Raw genomic sequence first — 18,618 nt, 5'->3', positions numbered from 1 at the left:
ACTAATTAATTTACCAATGAACTACCCACAAAATTACTGTGTTTAAATACAGCGTATTCATTCGCACTTGCCATAAAAAAATGCTAGGCTAAATGCCTGTTTTACTTCTTTATACACGGTTATGGCTTTTACACTCAGACCTTATCAACTCGACGCAGTTAACGCGACAATCTCTTATTTTCGTCAACACCAAACACCCGCTCTGATTGTATTACCAACTGGGGCAGGAAAAAGTTTGGTCATTGCTGAACTGGCAAAAAAAGCCCGTGGACGCGTATTAGTTTTGGCACACGTAAAAGAATTAGTAGAACAGAACCATAGCAAATATGAAGCTTACGGTCTATCGGCAGATATTTATGCTGCTGGATTACAACAAAAAGAGAGTAGCGGAAAAGTTGTATTTGGCAGTGTGCAATCAGTCGCGCGTAATCTCGCTCGATTTAGTGAAAAGTTTTCGTTATTGATTATTGATGAATGTCATCGCATTAGCCTTTCTGAAGATAGTCAATATCAGCAAGTTATTAAACAATTGCAATCTGTTAATCCTCAATTACGTATATTAGGACTTACTGCAACACCTTATCGTTTACCTAGTGGTTGGATTTATCAATATCATTATCATGGCATGATTAGAGGCGATGAAAATTGCTTTTTCCGTGATTGCATTTATGAATTACCTTTACGTTATATGATTAGTAATCACTTTTTAGTTCCCCCTGTTCGTTTAGATATGCCTATTTTGCAATATGATTTTAGCAAAGTAAGAACCAGTCAAAATGGTATATTTAATGAGAAAGATCTTAACCGCGAAATAAAAAAACAAAAACGGATCACACCTCATATTGTCGATCAAATTATTGAATACAGCAAAAAATGCCGTGGAGTAATGATCTTTGCAGCCACCGTTGAACATGCAAAAGAAATTCTTTCATTACTGCCTAAAAATGAAGCTGCTTTAGTCAGTGCGCAGACACCATCTCAAGAACGTGATGCGCTTATTTTACATTTTAAACAGCAACAATTACGTTATATGGTCAATGTCGCGGTATTAACTACCGGATTTGATGCACCACATGTAGATTTAATTGCGATATTACGCCCTACCGAATCTGTTAGTCTTTATCAACAAATAGTAGGCCGTGGATTAAGATTATTTGCAGGAAAAACTGAATGTCTTATTTTAGATTATGCGGGTAATCCTCATGATCTTTATTTTCCTGAAGTTGGTAGCAAAAAGCCCAATTCCAATAGTAAACCAGTACAAGTATTTTGCCCTATTTGTCAGTTTGCCAATACCTTTTGGGGAATAGTGGATAGTGATGGCGATATTATCGAACACTATGGACGACGCTGCCAAGGTTGGGAGTTCGATAACAATGGCCAAAAACAACAATGCCAGTTTCGCTTTCGTTTTAAACTCTGCCCACACTGTAATGAAGAAAATGACATTGCAGCACGGCGTTGTGTTCACTGTGATGAAATTTTAGTTGACCCTGATGATATGCTTAAAGCTGCACTAAAACTTAAAGGAGCGCTAGTGCTGCGTTGTGGTGGGATGCAATTTACTCATGGAAACGATAATAAAGGCGAATGGTTAAAAATTAATTACTATGATGAAGATGGCACCTCCGTTTCTGAGCGCTTTCGCTTAACAACCCCAGCACAACGAAAAGTATTTGAATTAAAATTTCTTCGCCAACATCAACGCGCCCCTGCGGTACCTTTTATTTGGCACAATGCTGACGATATCATCAAACAATTTAGCTTGTTACGTCACCCTGATTTTATTGTTGCTCATAAAAAAGGTGAGTTTTGGCAGATACGAAACAAAATATTTGACTACGTTGGGCGCTACCGAAAAGCAGATACCTTGTATTAATATGGATTTATATTTGCTGTCAGGCCGCTTTTTCGTTAAAATGCGCCCGCTTTATCTATTTTTAGATAAACCAAATATCGAGCTTGTTGCTGGGTCGCCTGTAACAAGTATGTACTTTATTTCTTTTTTAAAGAGAAAAAAGATGTTAACTATTAATGCAACTGTACGTAAAGAGCAGGGAAAGGGTGCGAGCCGCCGCCTGCGTGTGGCTAACCGTTTTCCTGCTATCGTTTATGGCGGAAATGAAGAGCCAATCGCTATCGATTTAGATCACAACGAAGTTATCAACCAAGAACACAAATCTGAGTTCTACAGTGATTTCGTTAACCTGGTTATCGATGGCAAAGAAACTAAAGTTAAAGTTAAAGCAGTGCAACGTCATGAGTATAAGCCAAAAATTACTCATATTGACTTCCTGCGCGCTTAATTAGCCACCCTTCGAGCTTTATTTCGGGACGCCGAGCATATAACGCCACTTTTGTGGCGTTATTTGTTTCTAGCTTTCAATGATTTTTTCGATTACTTTTCTGATGCTCTGCGCTGTAACTGATCACGTAAATTAGGCGGAGTGCCTTTAATCGTTAACGTATCTGTTGCGGGATCCCAAAAAATTCGTTCACCTAATAATTTCGCATCAAAATTAATTGTCATTCCACCGCCGCTACCTGCATATTTCATTAACTGGCGTAATGTACTGCGATCAGCGGGAAATGTTTCTGCGAGTTCATAGCCTTTATCTTCAGTAAACTGAGCGAAGTTTTGATCGCCAATGGCTGGCAGTTCTTGAGCTAATTCATTTAATGCAATTTCTTCACCTGATTGTAATTGTTCATTACAATAGCTGTATACTTGTTCGCGGCAAGTTTGTCGCTCTTGCTTATTCATTTCAGACGCTTCACAAAAATCATCAACGGCTTGTAATAAGCCTTTATTTTGAGTTTTTGCGTTTAAGCCTTCTTGAGCACCTAAGAAATCCATAAAGAAATCTGAGACTTTACGTCCTACTCGACCTTTTAAGAAAGTTAAGTAACGCAATGAGTCAGGCGCTGTTTCCCATTCAGTTAAATCGATACGAGCAATAATGTCTGCATGAGGAATATCAAGATAGCGAGTAGATGAAACATCAAGGCTATCGTTCACCCACATACTATTACAGCTATTAAGTACCGCGATTAATAAGTAATCGACCGCTAAATAGCGATAGTGGCAAAATAGAACGGTTCCGCCCTCTGCAAAAGGGTATTTAGCAAGTTCGTCTTTTAATCGTACTGTTGCCGCTCGTGAAAAGCCTAAAAAGTCTTCTTCGCCTTTACGTTGCAACCGTAAAGCTTCAGCAAGTTCACTCTCTTCATTAAATAAGCCATAAGCTTTTGTTTTAGCACTATAAACGCGATGTAACTCTTCTATCATTTCCTGAACAACAGGTTGAATTTCTAATAGTGAATCACGTAGCACAACTTCTAATGTCTGCTCGTCTCGCTTTATTAGCTGATGTAAGACTAATTGATTAATATCTAGACTCATGGACGCCCTCCTTTATCCCAAACCTTTCGTGCGCGTATTCAAACATTCCCATCTATTACAGGCAAGGAAAAACCGATAGAAAATTAATTTTTTTAAATAGCAGAAAAATTGCTGTCCTTGCGGTAACATATAGCGTTTTATTCATTTAGTAGGAATTCAGATTTTATGCCACAACAATCCCGTTATAGTGATGAGCAAGTCGAGCAATTATTAGCAGAACTTGTCAGCGTTCTTGAAAAACATCATACTCCTACAGATCTTTCTTTGATGGTGCTGGGGAACATGGTGACAAACTTAATCAATACAAGTATTGCCCCTGCTCAACGAATGTTAATTGCAGATTCTTTTGTTCACGCTTTGCGTGCTTCAATTGATGAAGGCAAAATTCACTAATAAACATAGAAAAACTATTTATAGACATGGTAACGAGACATCAGTCCTATCGTGAAAAAGTATCCCAAATGATTAGTTGGGGACACTGGTTTGCGCTATTCAATATTATTCTAAGCTTATTGCTTGGGAGCCGTTACCTGTTTATTTCAGACTGGCCAGGTACATTTGCAGGTCGCCTTTATGCCATTATAAGTTGGATGGGGCATTTTAGTTTTATCGTCTTTGCCATCTATATCCTTATTCTTTTTCCACTGACTTTTGTGGTGGTATCACAACGGCTTCTTAGAGTTGTCTCTTGTGCTTTAGCCAGTGCAGGATTGACTATTCTTCTCTTTGATATTGCTGTTTACCAACAATTTCAGCTTCATCTTACTCAACTCGTCTGGGATTTAGTGATCAATCCAAATGAAGGCGAAATGGCGCGTGAATGGCAGCTTATCTTTATTGCGATCCCTATTATTTTTCTTGTTGAGATGCTATTTGCTACTTGGAGCTGGCAAAAACTACGCAGTTTAAATCGACAACGATGGGGCAAGCCTTTAGCGGGTGTATTTATCTCCTGCTTTATTTTATCGCACTCGATGTCTATTTGGGCTGATGCTAATTTCTATCGCCCTATCACCATGCAACGCGCTAATTTACCATTGTCATATCCGATGACAGCCCGAAAATTTCTTGAGCGCCACGGTTTTATCAATCAATCTGAGTATGAGCAACGCTTAATCAGTGAAGGTAATCCGACGGCTCAAAGCATTACTTACCCACTGGCACCATTGGTTTACTATAAAGATGCCTATTCTTATAATTTACTGATTGTTGTGATTGATGGCTTAGGGAATGAAGAAGCCGCTCAATTACCGAGTTTGCAACAATTTGCTAATAATAATCTTTCGTTCTCTCGCCATTATTCATCTGGTATTGATAACGATACAGCATTATTTGGTCTATTTTATGGCATATCACCGTCTTATTTAGACAGTGTTTTAAGTAGCCGAAAAAACTCTGCACTGTTTGATGCATTGAATTATCGCAACTATCAATTAGCACTATTTTCTACCAATGGATTCCAAACGCCTCTATTTAAACAAGCGGTATTATCTGACTTTTCTATTCCTTCAACACCTAGTGATAATAACGACGCAACCATTAGTAATTGGCGTAATTGGTTAATAAAAGAGAATAAGACCTCACCTTGGTTCTCGTTTTTGCAGATTAATGGCTACACCAACAAGACAACTCAGCAAGCGCAATTAAATAGCCAGCTAGAGAGCATATTTACAACATTACAAGAAAATAATGTTTTAGATAATACGGTTGTGGTGGTTACATCAAATTATCATCAAGATGATGATAAAAAACAACACAACCAATGGCTTAGTAATAAAGACACTTTTAATTTAGCGCAATCACAAGTACCACTGATTGTTCATTGGCCTGATATGACACCTCAGCAGATTGATAAAATGACCAGTCATCAAGATATTATGACAACCTTGATGAAACATGTGCTGCACGTTATTAGCCCCGCAGAGAATTACTCACAAGGTGAAGATCTGTTTGCAAGTAGCCGTCATCACCCTTGGATTTTCACCGGTGATGATGAAACGTTTGTCGTTTTCTTACAAGACAACACTTTATTAATAGATAAAAACGGCAGATACGCCCTATTCGATAAATCAGGTAAAGAAATAGCATCGGAAAAACCAGATTTAGGATTACTGTTACAAGTGCTAGCTGAGCAAAAACGTTTTATTGAGAGATAGTATTATTCGTGTACTCATATCAAATATAGCATTCGACATGAGTGTACAAAAATACATCACTTAACCCTCAAAGGGTTGCTTTAGCAGCGAAAAACAGTAATATACGAGCTCAAACGGCATGTAGCGCAGCCTGGTAGCGCACCGTCATGGGGTGTCGGGGGTCGTAGGTTCAAATCCTATCATGCCGACCAAAATTCCTTAGAAAAACCAACCACTTAAGGTTGGTTTTTTTATGCCTGAAATTTGCTTGGTGTAAAACTGGTGTAAAACCCCCATCATATTTACCTTAGTTAAAGCTCAATTCTCGTCCTACTTCTATGCTATAATTCACCTCAAATGCATTAACAGAGCTTATCAAATGAATAATCTCGCTGAACTAACGCAGGAAGAAAAAGACAAGATTAACGTTGATCTATCTGCGAGTGTATCGCATATAAAGAACACCTAATCAGGCCAGTGTGCCGGCACAATTAGGTAACTTGCAAAGTATATAACATACTTTATAAGTATCCTTTTATTTAATACCGTATTTTTTTTGAGTAATAAATTGGGGTTCTTTCCAGTTAGGGCCTTTATGTGTATGTCCTTTTTCATCCTCAATAAACATTTTCCCTTTTAATAAATTAGCATATGCTGGGTATAGCTTTCCTTTTTCAATAACTTCAAATTTATATCGAACAAACATATTATCAATATAGGAAAGGACTTAAGTGGAGCTAAATACAATAAAACATCTTTAATACTTTCATTCTCTATCATTTTTTTTAAATCAATCATTGGTTTTCTATCCATTCTTGTTCTTCATAGGCTTTAATTGCTTCTGGCGTATACAGAGGTTGTGTTCTTTCATTTATTTTATAGTTTTCCAAAGTTGCGATATGCGCATTATTCCAAACTGATTTATCTTCAGCTCCGTCTAGTACACCTAATACTCAATAACGTTCCAGCTCCCTAATTTCATGAATATAGAACCGCTTGTCAGTATCTGTGGCTAAAATTTCCTTTTTCAGAATTTTTCCAACCGGTCAATCATTTCCTTATTTGAATCAGACTTAGTAAATCGTCCAGTATATAGTTTGACTTTATCTACTTATTCACGGTCAATTTTTGCATCTTTCTAGTCTAAATATTCAATTGATCCACCCGCATTATTTTTAACTCACGACCACTGGATTTTTCTTTGACATTTACCTCACCATAAATACCTAATTTTTTCTCTATATCTTCGACTTTATTCTCAACAGTTTTTTCCCGCTTTTTTGCATGGTTCGAGAATAGGGGGCAGTTTTTTCTTAGCATCTTCTTTGAGTATGAGTTTTTAAAATAGAATCGCATAAAGCACTTAGAAGAGCTGTAACAGCAAATAATAGTGGACCTTTGATAGACTCTTTAACTAATTTTTGAATAACAATGTTGGCATAGTCATTAGGTTTACTTAAAATTGCTTTTAATAACTCTTTGTCATTAAATTTAACTTCTTGTTTCGTTAGTTTTAATTATTTACTGGCCTGTTTATAAACAAGAGAATTTTTAACAGGGTCAGCCAGTGCTAACCCTTCTAGTGTAGCTTTGAGTTTATTAATACAGCGACTTGAGCCTGAAAGTGTTTATAATATTAGCTAATCTTTTCTTTGCTTCTTCAATCTCTAATAATGCGGCTTCTAAAGGGTGTAACTTCGACCATTCTGCACATTCTTTTTCAACTATCTTCTCTTCATTATTGACATCAATAACGTCAATAATAAAGACATAAAGAGCTTCATGCTTACCGCCAAAATCAACAATTGCATGATGGGTCTTTAATTTAGATGAAGGAATATAGTATCCAGCATTAGGCTTAGAGTTGATGACTACTTGTTTATTTTTATTTGCTTTGTTTTCAGAAACGCTAATACGCACTGGCTTTACGCCAGAGAATTAATCTCATACTGTCGCTTGTAAATGGCTAATAACCAACTTCATACAATACATGCGCTCTTATTTCTTCTGTTAACAATGAGAACTGCTCGCTTATTAATGCTGGATAGTAGCGACTCTAATCTCCTTGAGGTAAAGCTATTAACATCAATATTAGCTTCATCTAAATTCACTAGAGCAAACAATGGTTAAGAAAACAATTTCTCTACTCTCTCACATTTTAAGGAATTATAAAATAAAAAATGAATGCAATAGAAAAATCACTAAAATTGAATACAAAACAAAATTATCTTATTGTTATTATTGATAAATTACCTACATTAGGGTCAATAAAATTAACATTATTTTGTCAATAAATATGAATAAAAAAACAACCACATTTATAGCAGGGTTGACAAAATAAATGATAATGATTATTTTTTAACTCGTGAATATCTGAGTGTTTTACTTGGTTATTCACAATGACATTGCTCACATTGCTTCTAGTATTTATTGACCAACTCTCCTAGCGTTGGTCTTTTTTTAGCTATTTTTTAATAACAGATATAAATCTAGATAAATTAATATTAAAAACTAAGCTGCGTAAAATTCAGAAAAAAGTAATTCTTTTCTATTATCAACATAACACCATAATCAATAAGGATTTGAAAATATGGACTTTATTTCATCTGATTTTAAAATGAATCAGGATAATTCGCCGCAACAGCTATTGAAAAAAATAAATAATCGTCACCCCAATAATGCTATTGAACGCGTACGTGAAAAATTAGTTCTTGTTGCTAAAGTAGATCATGAGTTTAAAGAGTTTGGCGCTGATAATCATCAGTATAAACTTAACCCTCCACTCTCTTTTGAAAAAGTGAAACAACTGCAAACTCAGTCAGGTTGTAGTTTTCCTCAAGATTATATTGATTTTATTACTCAAATTGGTAATGGCGGCTCAGGTACTTATGGTGGTGCTGGCCCTTATTATGGCATTGCTGCTTTTGATGAAGAAATAGATAGAAATGGTATAAGAAATTGTGCACAACCTTGCTTACTTCATCCTGATATGGATATCGCAGAATGGGCAGCATTATGTGAAGTACCTGAAGATTGTAGTGATGACGAATTTGATATTATTTGTGATAGAGTGCATCAAGGCACCCTTTATTTAGGGACTTGTGGCTGTGAATACGATTTATTATTGGTCATAAATGGTCCTTATCAAGGTCATATTCTATATACTTCCCATTGGGTTAATTCAAATACACCTTACACATTTTCTTATGAAACTTCATTTATCGAATAGTATGAGCGTTGGTTAGATGAAGTTATTTTGGGTTATAATACCAGCTGGTTTGGACATAAAATGGGTGGGGATGAAAAAACGTTAATTAACATTGCTAAAAATACAGATAATATTAACAAAAAAATAGATGCAATAACCTCACTCACAAAACTTCCTGTTCTTTCAAAAAATGCACTGGATTTTTTAAAAAAACAATTAAATACAACTGAAATAATGTTGTACAAAGCAGCATTAAATGTATTTAGCGAATATTCGTGTGAACAAGCAATTCCTTATATTCAAAAAGAGTTAAAAATTCCTTATAGTGAAAAAACAAAAATAGTGATCCCTATTATTTACCTTACACAAAAAGAGAATTTTAAACTATTTAAGGATGATCTTATACAGTTCCTTAAAAAGACCAATGATAATAATACATTAAGTCATATTGGCTATATTCTTAAAAGTTTAAATGCTGTCCGAGTTGAAGACTTTCAACCCTTTTTTATTCATCAAAATCAAGAATTAGCGATAAGTGCAATTTACTCTGCATCACATGATATTAATTTAAAAGATAAAATTGAATTTTTCTTTGATGCTATTATTTCTACAAATCAAAGAATTAGCTTAATTGCTATTCAGTCGGCAACAAAAATTAATCAAATAAATGATAACTTACTGCCTTATTTAAAAAAAGCATGGGAAATGTATCCTATCGAAAAAGATCCTTACATTCGTAATAATATTAATTCTTATATTAATAAAACAGGAACAAATAAAAAAATTGATATAACTCAATGGTGAAAATTAGTTATTGACTATGTGAGAGCCTTTCATTAATAGGTGATTATGTAAAATCACCTATTGATAGCATGATTAAATAGGTTACTAATGAATATTTTTTGATACCACACTCCAAAAGTATTTATAAAAATATTAATTCACTCAACATAAAAACTGATGTTATTTTTATAATTTAATCTCAATATAAACAATATGTTATGTTTTTTAAGTTAACATTATTCATTAATAACTATATTTTATTTACTAAATTATTTTTTATCGATATTTGTTACAGATGGATACGTTTTTTATATTATTATTTGTTTAGTATTTAATCATTGATATATATTATCATTCCCCCCGCTTTACGCGAGGATTTTTTTATTCAAAATAATTTTAATTTAATTTACTACTTTTATAAACCTAAGTGAAAGCACGTAATTATTTGATACTAAAAACCAATAAAATGAAAATATAATCTTATTAATTTTAGAATAATCACTATTTTTTATATGCTTCAAAAGTCATTATTTCAGTGCTATTAATAGGTTTTTGTAGATATTGATAATCAGCAGAAATAGTTATATCACTAAAGCCCGCAGAAATAAGTAATTGCTTAAATTCAGATACTCCAAACCACTTCAACTTAAATTCCTCCCATTCACTGTCAATAATACTTCCATTGCGCCACTTATCATAACGATGATGAGAAATTGTAAGCTGATTGATATAATCTATCTCTGCATTTATTATCTGTAATGTAATCAAATCATTTTCAGCCGTTTTAAATTGCCGACTATCGCATTTACCTTGAACAAATTGATGAGAAAGACTGATATCAATAAGTAAACGTCCATTTGACTGGAGTGCATTAAAGCACTGAGCTAGTGACTGACGCGCTTTTTCTTCACTATCCAATAATAAAAATGTACCTGTAGGAATAATAATAGCGTCGACAAGTGATTTAACTTCAAAACAAGTTAAATCACCTTTTTTAACGCGATCTTTGGTAAATCCATACCTAACTAGATTTTCGGTACAAAAATGCAGCATATCATCGGAAAGATCAAATCCTTCAACATCAAAACCAGATAGTAATAAAGGAATAAGGATCCGTCCTGTACCGACTGCGGGCTCTAAAATTCGCCCATCTACTCCTTTAAGGCGTTCTTGATAATATTCGACATCACCAAAGCTACATCCTATCGGCTTATCTATTTGATACACTTGAGCAGATAAAGAGTGATAACTCTGCATAATAGTCCTTAGCTTACTGAGATTATTATTTAATTGACTATAGCTTATTGAAAATAATACGAAAGTACAAGCTTTAATCATTTAAATATAGCTATATATAATATTTTTTATTATAAGAATATATTGAAAAATATAGTATTGATATCCACTATCTATAATTATTTAAATATATTCTTTATTCTTTGTGATGTAAAAAGTATTATTAACCTCAACAAATAATTATATTATTTAAATAGTCTATTTATTGGAGATTAAAATATGGCTGTACCAAATTCAAAAGAAACGCTTCTATTCGCTATTGATAAGAGTTTCTTGAAGCTAATAAAATATCTCAATTCAATTCCACTTGAATTAACAGTTGATAAAACGATGCCAGGCCATACAAAAGATACTCAAATAAGCATATGTAATTTAGTTGCATATTTAATTGGCTGGAATACATTGGTGATTAAGTGGTTAGAGCATGATTTAAAAGGTGAGCCAATTGATTTTCCTGAAACAGGTTACAAATGGAATCAACTTGGTTTACTTGCTCAAAAATTTTACCAGGATTACCAAGATGAGGATTTAAATTCATTAATTGAAAAATTAGAACTGGCAAAGAAAAATATCACATTACTCATCGCATCAAAAAATAACGATATTCTTTATGGTGATGCATGGTACGGTAAGTGGACTATGGGCCGAATGATTTCATTAAATACATCTTCACCTTATGCCAATGCCTATAGTCGACTAAGAAACTGGGTAAAAGAAAAGAATATTCAACTGGCAAAATAGACATCTCTATTAATAGCCATAATAATCCTAGGGTTGACAACACGAATGATAATGATTATCTTTAACTTGTGAATAGTTGAGTATTTTACTAAACTTTATCACAACGACATTGCTCACATTGCTTCCAGTATTTACTGTGACCAACATTTAATTATGTTGGTCTTTTTTTTCACTTTTTCTAAATTATATTATTTATAAAAACTTGCTTCGCCTACGGGTCTGGTTTTAAATCGTCTATGTGCCCATAAATACTGTTCGGGAGCTCTCATTATTTCAACTTCAATCAATCGATTCATTCTATCGGTATCATCCTGAATATTTTCCGAAGGGTAATTCGTAATTTCAGCACCAATAATCAAGCTGTAGTGTTTAGGATTATTCCCTTGATTTCTGACAAGCGTTACGGTTAAAGAAGGAGCACCAGATAATTTAGCTAATATCGCAACACCTTTTGATGTTGAAGCTTTAGCAACAGAAAAAAATGGTGAAAACGTCGTACCTTTTAAGCCAAAATCTTGGTCAGGAGCAAACCAAATCGCTTTGCCTTTTTTTAATTCCATAACCATAAATTTCAAATTACGTCGGTCAATCATTCCTTTATTAGAGCGGCATCTCGCTTTCGTTTGAATAAACTCCATCGCTTTATTATTATGAGGTCGATACATTGCATTAACAGGGAAACAAAGCCCCATAATACGGCCACCGAGCTCTAATGACATAGAATGTATACCAATTAATAAAATACCTAAGTTTTTATCGTTTGCATCAATAAAATTAGATATTCCACTTACATCGTATAAACTCTTTAAGCGGCGATCACTCCAAAACCAAGCCATACCGGTTTCAAATAATGCGATCCCCAAAGAAGATAAGTTATCCATTACCAATTTATCAATTTCTGTTTTATCTTTATTAGGAAAACATAACTCTAAATTTCTTCTAATGATTGAAACTCTTCTTTTTACAAAAAAACGAGATAATTGACCTAAGTGTTTTCCTAAAAATAATAGCCATGTATAAGGTAATTGAACTAATAAAAAAAGAATAAAGACGCCAAGCCAAGTTAAAAAATATTTCGGGTGTAGTAAATGCAATGAAAAAAAATTTTTAGCGTACACAGGTTTTGTCCCTTAGAAGCTTAAAAGACCTTCCTTTAAGCTGTATTTAAATTAGACAGCAGTTATCCAAGATAAATCATTAATAATAAATTTATTTTTTCTTTAAATTATACTTTTATCATTTATCTGATGTTTTTATATTTTAAAGTAATTTTTTTCTTTCTTTTCACTGAAAAGCCTCTTCTCACCCTACTTAATTTCCCTATTGTGAGATTTTTATTATTTTTTAAATATTCCTTAAATTTCAGTGATGGTTTTTAAGCTAAATAATAAACCTATAATTATTATTTAGCTTAAAAGTTTTACATAACTTTAATTATATTATTTTTAATAAGAGTTTCTAATGGATATGTGGCATATGGAAATTATAGGATTAGCAGATATAAAAAAACCTCACCAGAGTGAGGTTCTTAAAACAGTTTTGTTAATGACATTAATTATGAATTTAGCTATTAAGCTAGACATAAAGAGATAACAAAAAAGCTGTTTTATTATCTTCGTCTTACAGAACGATTACATTCGCTGCAGCAGGACCTTTAGCGCCATTTTCGATAGAAAATGAAACTTCTTGACCTTCTTTCAGTGATTTGAAGCTATCGCTCTGGATTGCAGAGAAGTGAACGAATACATCTTTGCTGCCGTCTTTAGGAGTGATAAAACCAAAACCTTTATCATCGTTAAACCATTTTACTGTACCAGTCATTGTATTAGACATAGGATTTCCTTTAATTAATTTAGTTTGCCATAGGGCTTGTTTGCGGTTTGATTTCGATTTTTACTTATGGGTACTAGAACTAATTAGAAGGAATTCGCAACGAAGAGGTATCATATACATGGATAACACTAAACGGTGAACTACTTAAAACTGGACTAACATAAATAGGTCTGTACTTCCAAACCAATGTCGCTATTAAGTCATAGAATTCGTTTTATAGCAAACGATTTTCTATTTTATTTTTATCTACCGATCTTTGTTAAGAAAAACAATGTCATTTTGACCTTAACTGTCTAAATATTCAGCATAAATACACATTTTACTTTTAGAACCGATCAGCTGAATACTATTTTAATTTTACTAATATAAAAAATAGATACCAGCACCCTACAATAAAAATTATTATTATAATATGCTGATATCTGTTTATTTAAATAATTATGACTTTACATTTTAATCAGCAAATTGAGCTAAAATATCCTTAGTTTTTGTCCATAATAATGAGCCACCTTCATCAAGGTATACATGCCGTTGTACATTAGGAAAGCGTTCACATAGCGTTCTACCAAAGTCTGGAGAATGTACTGTACTGGTATCTTTCATGCCATACCACAATATTGTTGACGTCTTTATTTCTTCTGGAGTAAATCCCCAAGGTTGTAATGTATTTAATAAATCTTGTGTATAGCCATCATTTCCCTGCTTAAATGCTTCTTTCATACATTGCTGATAAGCAGAGAAAAAATCAGGTGATTGATAAATAGCTAAATCAATTTCGGCACTGTAATTTAAAATAAAATTCATTAACCAGCTTTCTGTTATATTTTGCTTAATCCAATAAACAAGCTGATCAGGGCAATCTATAGCTTGTTTTTGCATGTTAATAACATCTGGTACCAATTGTTTATTTGTTGCTGGATAATCAAATTGATCTTGCCCTGCAACAATAGCAAGCTTATTAACATTGCCATACTGACAAAGTGCCATTGCATAAACTGCACCTTGAGAAAAGCCAATAACATTAAATTTATTAATATTAAGATGATGATTTAGCAAAAATAGAATATCTTCAGAAAAAGATTTTAATGTTTTATTCGGGTCAAAAGTTGAGTCACCCAAACCGGCTCGGCTTGGTGTAATCAATCGAATGTTTAACTCATTTAAAATATTAACATCAACACCAAGTAGACCGCTCATCCCTGCTCCCGTACAAAATAGTACAGGAATTCCTTTTTCAGGCCCTGATTCATACCAATTCAGTACTCGATTATTTGGTAATGTTATATTGTGTTTTCTTGAGTTTTTAAAAGTCATCGTAATAGCCTAAAATTTTTTCATATAAAAATTAATACTCATTGAGTATTAATATGGCAATATTTTTATCGGCAAATAAGAGCCGAATATAAATTAATTAGACTAGCTAAGGATAAGATTTCATATTAAACCGTAATAAACGTTATTTTATTTTTTAGAAATAGAATGCCAAGTATATTAAAAAATCAATCTAATATTCAGTAATTATATTTTTTATACACTAAATAAGCTTTAATGTTAAGTATAGCATTGAAGCTTATTTACTAAAAATATTCTCACACTATATTGTCGGTACGTTGTCGGTACATATATTTACTTTATTTCTATAAAAAACATCGACTTTCTTAAATAATAATACTTTATTTTTCTTAAATAAAAATAAAGGCGAGATTAGCTCGCCTTATAAGAAATTAGAATAATAACTTATTGAACTTATTTTACTAATTGACAAGTGCGGCCATTATCTTCAGCTACTCGGCCATTTACAGCGTCATCTTCTGAAATAGTCGCTAAATTCAAATCATCTTTTCCTTTAGTCCATATTTGAAAATTTTCACCTACATAACGGGCACCGCTAGCTGAAATAGCCTCTTTCAGTACAATTAGTTCATCGCCATAATACATCACAGCAATTTGATCATCAGGAAAAGAAACTTTAATTTTCTGACCATCACAATTATAGGTATCTGTTTTTGCTGCCATCGCTGGTGCTGCTAATAATGATGAAACCAAAACAATTGCAGAGATAGAAAATAATTTACGCATTTACAGCTCCTAATATAACAGGTTAATTCATTTATATATTCAAGTTAGACTTTAATTTTAAATTAAAATATAAGATATCTCCGTATTTTATTAAAACAAATATAATAAATCTTATTACATATGAGGAATATTTTTTAACATTTACATTTCATGTATAAAAATAGCCTTAGTCTATTTTTTATTTAATTCAAATTTCATACATAACTTTACATTACTTTGGTGCAGTTTTACCTAATATTGAGTAACAGCCGCTATTTGATATGTTATCATTTACTTTCTCTAACTAATAAACTCATTGCAGCTTAATAAATTTTTCGATTTTATTGAAATTTATCGATAGAGTGAAATGATAGGAACACTCATGCTTCAAGAAAATGTTGTTAAAGATATCATTATTTGGATAGAACAAAATTTAGACTCACGTTTATCGTTAGATGTCATTGCTGATAAGTCAGGCTATACAAAATGGCATTTTCAACGTTTATTTAAAGCATATACAGGAATATCTTTAGGAAAATATATTCTTGCTCGACGTCTGTCTTGTGGGGCTTATGCCCTTCGTATCACCAAAAGTAGTCTGTTAGATATTTCATTAAAATATCAGTTTGACTCACAACAGACTTTTTGTCGTGCTTTTAAAAAACAATTCAATATTACACCATCAGAATATAGAAAAAAAACCGGTTGGAATATTAGTGAACTATTTTTTCCAGCATTAGAAAGCGTCGAGTTAGCCGCAAAATACGAAGTAATGACACTATCCCCTATTAATTTAGTTGGTACAAACCATTACTATAATAAAAATATTTCTGCATGGAACTCAGATAAAAAGAAATTTAGAAAAGAATTCTGGGAAAAATTCTTAAGTGAAACTAAAATTGTGCCATCAGAAATATATGCAATACATAGAGCATCTGCGGGTTCACTTGATGATACAGCTTATATTTACACTACGGCGATAAATCAAGCACAACTACCTCCCTCAATAAATCTCCCCTCTATGACCAAAATGGAATTACCTGGGGGTAATTATTTAGTCATTACATTTACAATGGCCGAAATTTTAGGTTCAATGAAAGGCTATGACGATATTATATATACTGCATATACCAAAGTTCTTCCTAAAATGAATTTACTACGTAGACCAGGGCCAGATATTGAACGCTATATGCTGAAACAAGCAGTGAGTTACGATAAATTAGTTGAACAAAGTGAAAAACATTTACAAGAAATAAACTACTATATACCTGTAATTTAATGATTAATTAAATATTTTCATTCTTAAAAAGATCTCAATATCATCAATTGAGATCTTTTTATTCTTATTTTCTAATTCAATAAACTCATTTTAATTAGTCTTTTTTAGACTTATTAGCAAAAAATATATCGCTTTGAATATCTTTAGTGCGAATAGTAAATAATTCATTAGTCAGATTTTCTGTCAGCTTTTCAGCATCAGACATCACTCGTAAATTAAATTCATTAAGCATCTTATCTGCACCAACTTTATCTGTTTTTATCATTGCTAAATATTTATTTTCCATCTCTTTTTGTTCTAACGCTGTTTTTTCTTCCCATTCTTGATAAGCTTTTTTAACTATAGGTGCAAGTGTTGGATAATCAGTCATAACCAAAGTTTGTAATTTACGATATTTCCAATAAACTGAATCACTATCTGCTTTATCTGTTCCAATACTATAATGAGCCGGATATTCTTTTAATCCACTATAGTAAGGAACAAATGCAGTTAAATCTGCCATACCCAAACCAACATAAGTCACTTCGCCAATTTCTTGAGGAAATTCAGGACGAACTTGCATTACATGAGCTTCATAAGTTCTAAATACACTAATAGGCCGCCAAGTTTCATTTCCATTTAATCCATTTGTATAAGGATCATGTTTAGTCCCTTCAAAATGATTACGAAGCATAGCCTTAGCCTCTTCAACAGATATTTTTTTCTCTGGTATTAAGAAAGGTGCAAAATTTCTTCCATCATCAACAGCTTGTTTTAAAGATGGATTAAATTGTTGCTGAATAATCCATACTCGCGGATCATTATATGTACGATCTCGTTCATCATCTCGTGTATAGGCTTTAGAAAAATTAAAAGCGCTATCTTTTGCTGGATTATAAAGCCCGTTATCTACTGCAAATTCCACTAAATTTTTAGAGCCTAATATATCTTCACTTTTTACATCGTAAAATTGTAAGCGCCCTTGATTACCTGTAGCAAAATATTGATCTTTTGGTAATCGTTGCGCTATCCAATGATGCCCCGTTCCTGTTTCTAAATACCAAAGTTCATTTTTATCAACAACAGCAACACCAAAACCTTCACCTGCACCTTGGGTTTCAATTATATTACCTAATAATTCAATAGCTTCACGGGCTGTTTTTGCTCTTGAAAGTAAAACATCTGGAATATCATCTTCAGTAATCCCAGTGTCCTCAACATATGGGTCAAAAGTCAGCGCTTTAGGTGAAGCAAAAATAGATTCAGTACCACTTACTCCTACACCTAATTCATTAAAACCCGTTGCTCCATGTAATTGTGTTTTCCAGTTTGGTACAGTGGTATAACGTAATGAGCTTTTAGGTAATGGATAGGAAAAATCATTTGCACCCTTATGTTCTCTAGTGCTGTAAATACCCGTTTGATTATCTTTAGCTGGATGAATAATAAAATGTTGCGCTTTTAATGCATCACTATCCGCACTACGAGCAATAATTAATGAACCATCATTTGTTGCTTCGCTGCCTGCAAGAAGTGTTGTACAGGCAAAACCTGAAGATATTAATGCTATATTAATTGACAATGCGATAACACATTTCTTAAATAAATACATATCATGCCTCATTTGCTTGTTATTTATAATTTATGCACCAATTAATTATCCTAAAAATAAAAAACTAGATAATTAAAAGAACATAGGATATTAGCAATGATTAATGTTCTTTTTCCGTGATTAACATCTCAATGACTAGGTATTAAAACAAAGAAATGACTAATTTACTGGACTGTATTTTTCAGGTAAATTTAATTGCAATAATCATATAAAATATAAATACATTGATTATTATTTAAATTAAATTAAATTAAATTAATAAATGATAAATGATAAATGATAAATGATAAA

At 32.8% G+C, this 18,618-nt stretch carries 16 protein-coding genes and 1 tRNA gene; 9 read left to right on the top strand and 8 right to left on the bottom strand.

Going from position 1 to position 18,618, the window contains the following annotated elements; translation table 11 throughout:
* Positions 1 to 121 precede the first annotated feature (121 nt).
* Entirely contained in the window at positions 122 to 1,879 is a 1,758-nt protein-coding gene (radD, locus tag M997_RS07950) for a DNA repair helicase RadD (RefSeq protein WP_064719575.1), read from the top strand.
* A 142-nt stretch (positions 1,880 to 2,021) separates the two neighbouring features.
* On the top strand, positions 2,022 to 2,306 hold the full coding sequence (gene rplY / locus M997_RS07945; protein WP_006537318.1) for a 50S ribosomal protein L25: 285 nt from the start codon (positions 2,022 to 2,024) through the stop codon (positions 2,304 to 2,306).
* A 92-nt stretch (positions 2,307 to 2,398) separates the two neighbouring features.
* Here rplY and yejK read toward each other — a convergent pair whose 3' ends face one another.
* Positions 2,399 to 3,403: a nucleoid-associated protein YejK gene (yejK, locus tag M997_RS07940; protein WP_064719574.1), complete on the bottom strand. Its 1,005-nt coding sequence runs from the start codon at positions 3,401 to 3,403 to the stop codon at positions 2,399 to 2,401.
* A 165-nt stretch (positions 3,404 to 3,568) separates the two neighbouring features.
* On the opposite strand from yejK, the gene M997_RS07935 reads away from it, so the two are divergent.
* The 3 genes from M997_RS07935 (at position 3,569) to M997_RS07925 (ending at position 5,750) form a co-directional block, all read left to right on the top strand.
* A complete protein-coding gene (locus M997_RS07935; protein ID WP_064719573.1) occupies positions 3,569 to 3,796 on the top strand; it encodes a YejL family protein in 228 nt (75 codons plus the stop codon).
* A 26-nt stretch (positions 3,797 to 3,822) separates the two neighbouring features.
* Positions 3,823 to 5,559, top strand: coding sequence for an LPS biosynthesis-modulating metalloenzyme YejM (gene yejM, locus M997_RS07930; protein WP_064719572.1), 1,737 nt, complete (start codon positions 3,823 to 3,825; stop codon positions 5,557 to 5,559).
* Between the two features lie 114 nt (positions 5,560 to 5,673).
* Positions 5,674 to 5,750, top strand: a tRNA-Pro gene (locus tag M997_RS07925).
* Positions 5,751 to 7,137: 1,387 nt separating this feature from the next.
* On the opposite strand, the gene M997_RS07915 is transcribed toward M997_RS07925, so the two are convergent.
* Entirely contained in the window at positions 7,138 to 7,458 is a 321-nt protein-coding gene (locus M997_RS07915; protein WP_064719570.1) for a hypothetical protein, read from the bottom strand.
* A gap of 670 nt (positions 7,459 to 8,128) precedes the next feature.
* On the opposite strand from M997_RS07915, the gene M997_RS07910 reads away from it, so the two are divergent.
* Positions 8,129 to 8,767: an SMI1/KNR4 family protein gene (locus M997_RS07910; RefSeq protein ID WP_064719569.1), complete on the top strand. Its 639-nt coding sequence runs from the start codon at positions 8,129 to 8,131 to the stop codon at positions 8,765 to 8,767.
* Between the two features lie 60 nt (positions 8,768 to 8,827).
* Positions 8,828 to 9,550 carry a hypothetical protein gene (locus M997_RS07905; protein ID WP_064719568.1) on the top strand — a complete coding sequence of 241 codons (723 nt, stop codon included), beginning with the start codon at positions 8,828 to 8,830 and terminating at the stop codon, positions 9,548 to 9,550.
* 480 nt (positions 9,551 to 10,030) lie between these two features.
* Here M997_RS07905 and M997_RS07900 read toward each other — a convergent pair whose 3' ends face one another.
* The gene (locus M997_RS07900) at positions 10,031 to 10,786 is read right to left on the bottom strand and encodes a methyltransferase domain-containing protein (protein ID WP_064719567.1); all 756 of its coding nucleotides are present in this window, start codon (positions 10,784 to 10,786) and stop codon (positions 10,031 to 10,033) included.
* A gap of 258 nt (positions 10,787 to 11,044) precedes the next feature.
* On the opposite strand from M997_RS07900, the gene M997_RS07895 reads away from it, so the two are divergent.
* Positions 11,045 to 11,566, top strand: a complete 522-nt coding sequence (locus M997_RS07895) for a ClbS/DfsB family four-helix bundle protein (RefSeq protein ID WP_064719566.1) — start codon at positions 11,045 to 11,047, stop codon at positions 11,564 to 11,566.
* A 188-nt stretch (positions 11,567 to 11,754) separates the two neighbouring features.
* Here the strand turns inward: M997_RS07895 and lpxL are convergent, their stop codons facing one another.
* From lpxL to M997_RS07875, 4 genes are all read right to left on the bottom strand, one after another.
* Positions 11,755 to 12,684 carry an LpxL/LpxP family Kdo(2)-lipid IV(A) lauroyl/palmitoleoyl acyltransferase gene (gene lpxL, locus M997_RS07890; RefSeq protein WP_064719565.1) on the bottom strand — a complete coding sequence of 310 codons (930 nt, stop codon included), beginning with the start codon at positions 12,682 to 12,684 and terminating at the stop codon, positions 11,755 to 11,757.
* A 502-nt stretch (positions 12,685 to 13,186) separates the two neighbouring features.
* Positions 13,187 to 13,399, bottom strand: a complete 213-nt coding sequence (gene cspE / locus M997_RS07885; protein WP_064719564.1) for a transcription antiterminator/RNA stability regulator CspE — start codon at positions 13,397 to 13,399, stop codon at positions 13,187 to 13,189.
* A gap of 453 nt (positions 13,400 to 13,852) precedes the next feature.
* Positions 13,853 to 14,713, bottom strand: a complete 861-nt coding sequence (locus M997_RS07880; RefSeq protein WP_064719563.1) for an alpha/beta fold hydrolase — start codon at positions 14,711 to 14,713, stop codon at positions 13,853 to 13,855.
* Between the two features lie 432 nt (positions 14,714 to 15,145).
* Positions 15,146 to 15,478: an MliC family protein gene (locus M997_RS07875; RefSeq protein ID WP_064719562.1), complete on the bottom strand. Its 333-nt coding sequence runs from the start codon at positions 15,476 to 15,478 to the stop codon at positions 15,146 to 15,148.
* Positions 15,479 to 15,839: 361 nt separating this feature from the next.
* Between M997_RS07875 and M997_RS07870 the strand changes: the two genes are divergently transcribed.
* Positions 15,840 to 16,736 (top strand): AraC family transcriptional regulator, encoded by an 897-nt coding sequence (locus tag M997_RS07870; protein ID WP_064719561.1) that lies wholly within the window; start codon positions 15,840 to 15,842, stop codon positions 16,734 to 16,736.
* A gap of 94 nt (positions 16,737 to 16,830) precedes the next feature.
* On the opposite strand, the gene M997_RS07865 is transcribed toward M997_RS07870, so the two are convergent.
* Entirely contained in the window at positions 16,831 to 18,327 is a 1,497-nt protein-coding gene (locus M997_RS07865) for a C69 family dipeptidase (protein WP_064719560.1), read from the bottom strand.
* Positions 18,328 to 18,618: the final 291 nt, after the last annotated feature.

Source organism: Proteus hauseri ATCC 700826 (assembly GCF_001654965.1).
Taxonomy (GTDB): Bacteria; Pseudomonadota; Gammaproteobacteria; order Enterobacterales; family Enterobacteriaceae; genus Proteus; species Proteus hauseri.
The sequence above is the reverse complement of the archived record's forward strand: the minus strand, read 5'-3'. Positions and strand labels throughout refer to the sequence as shown.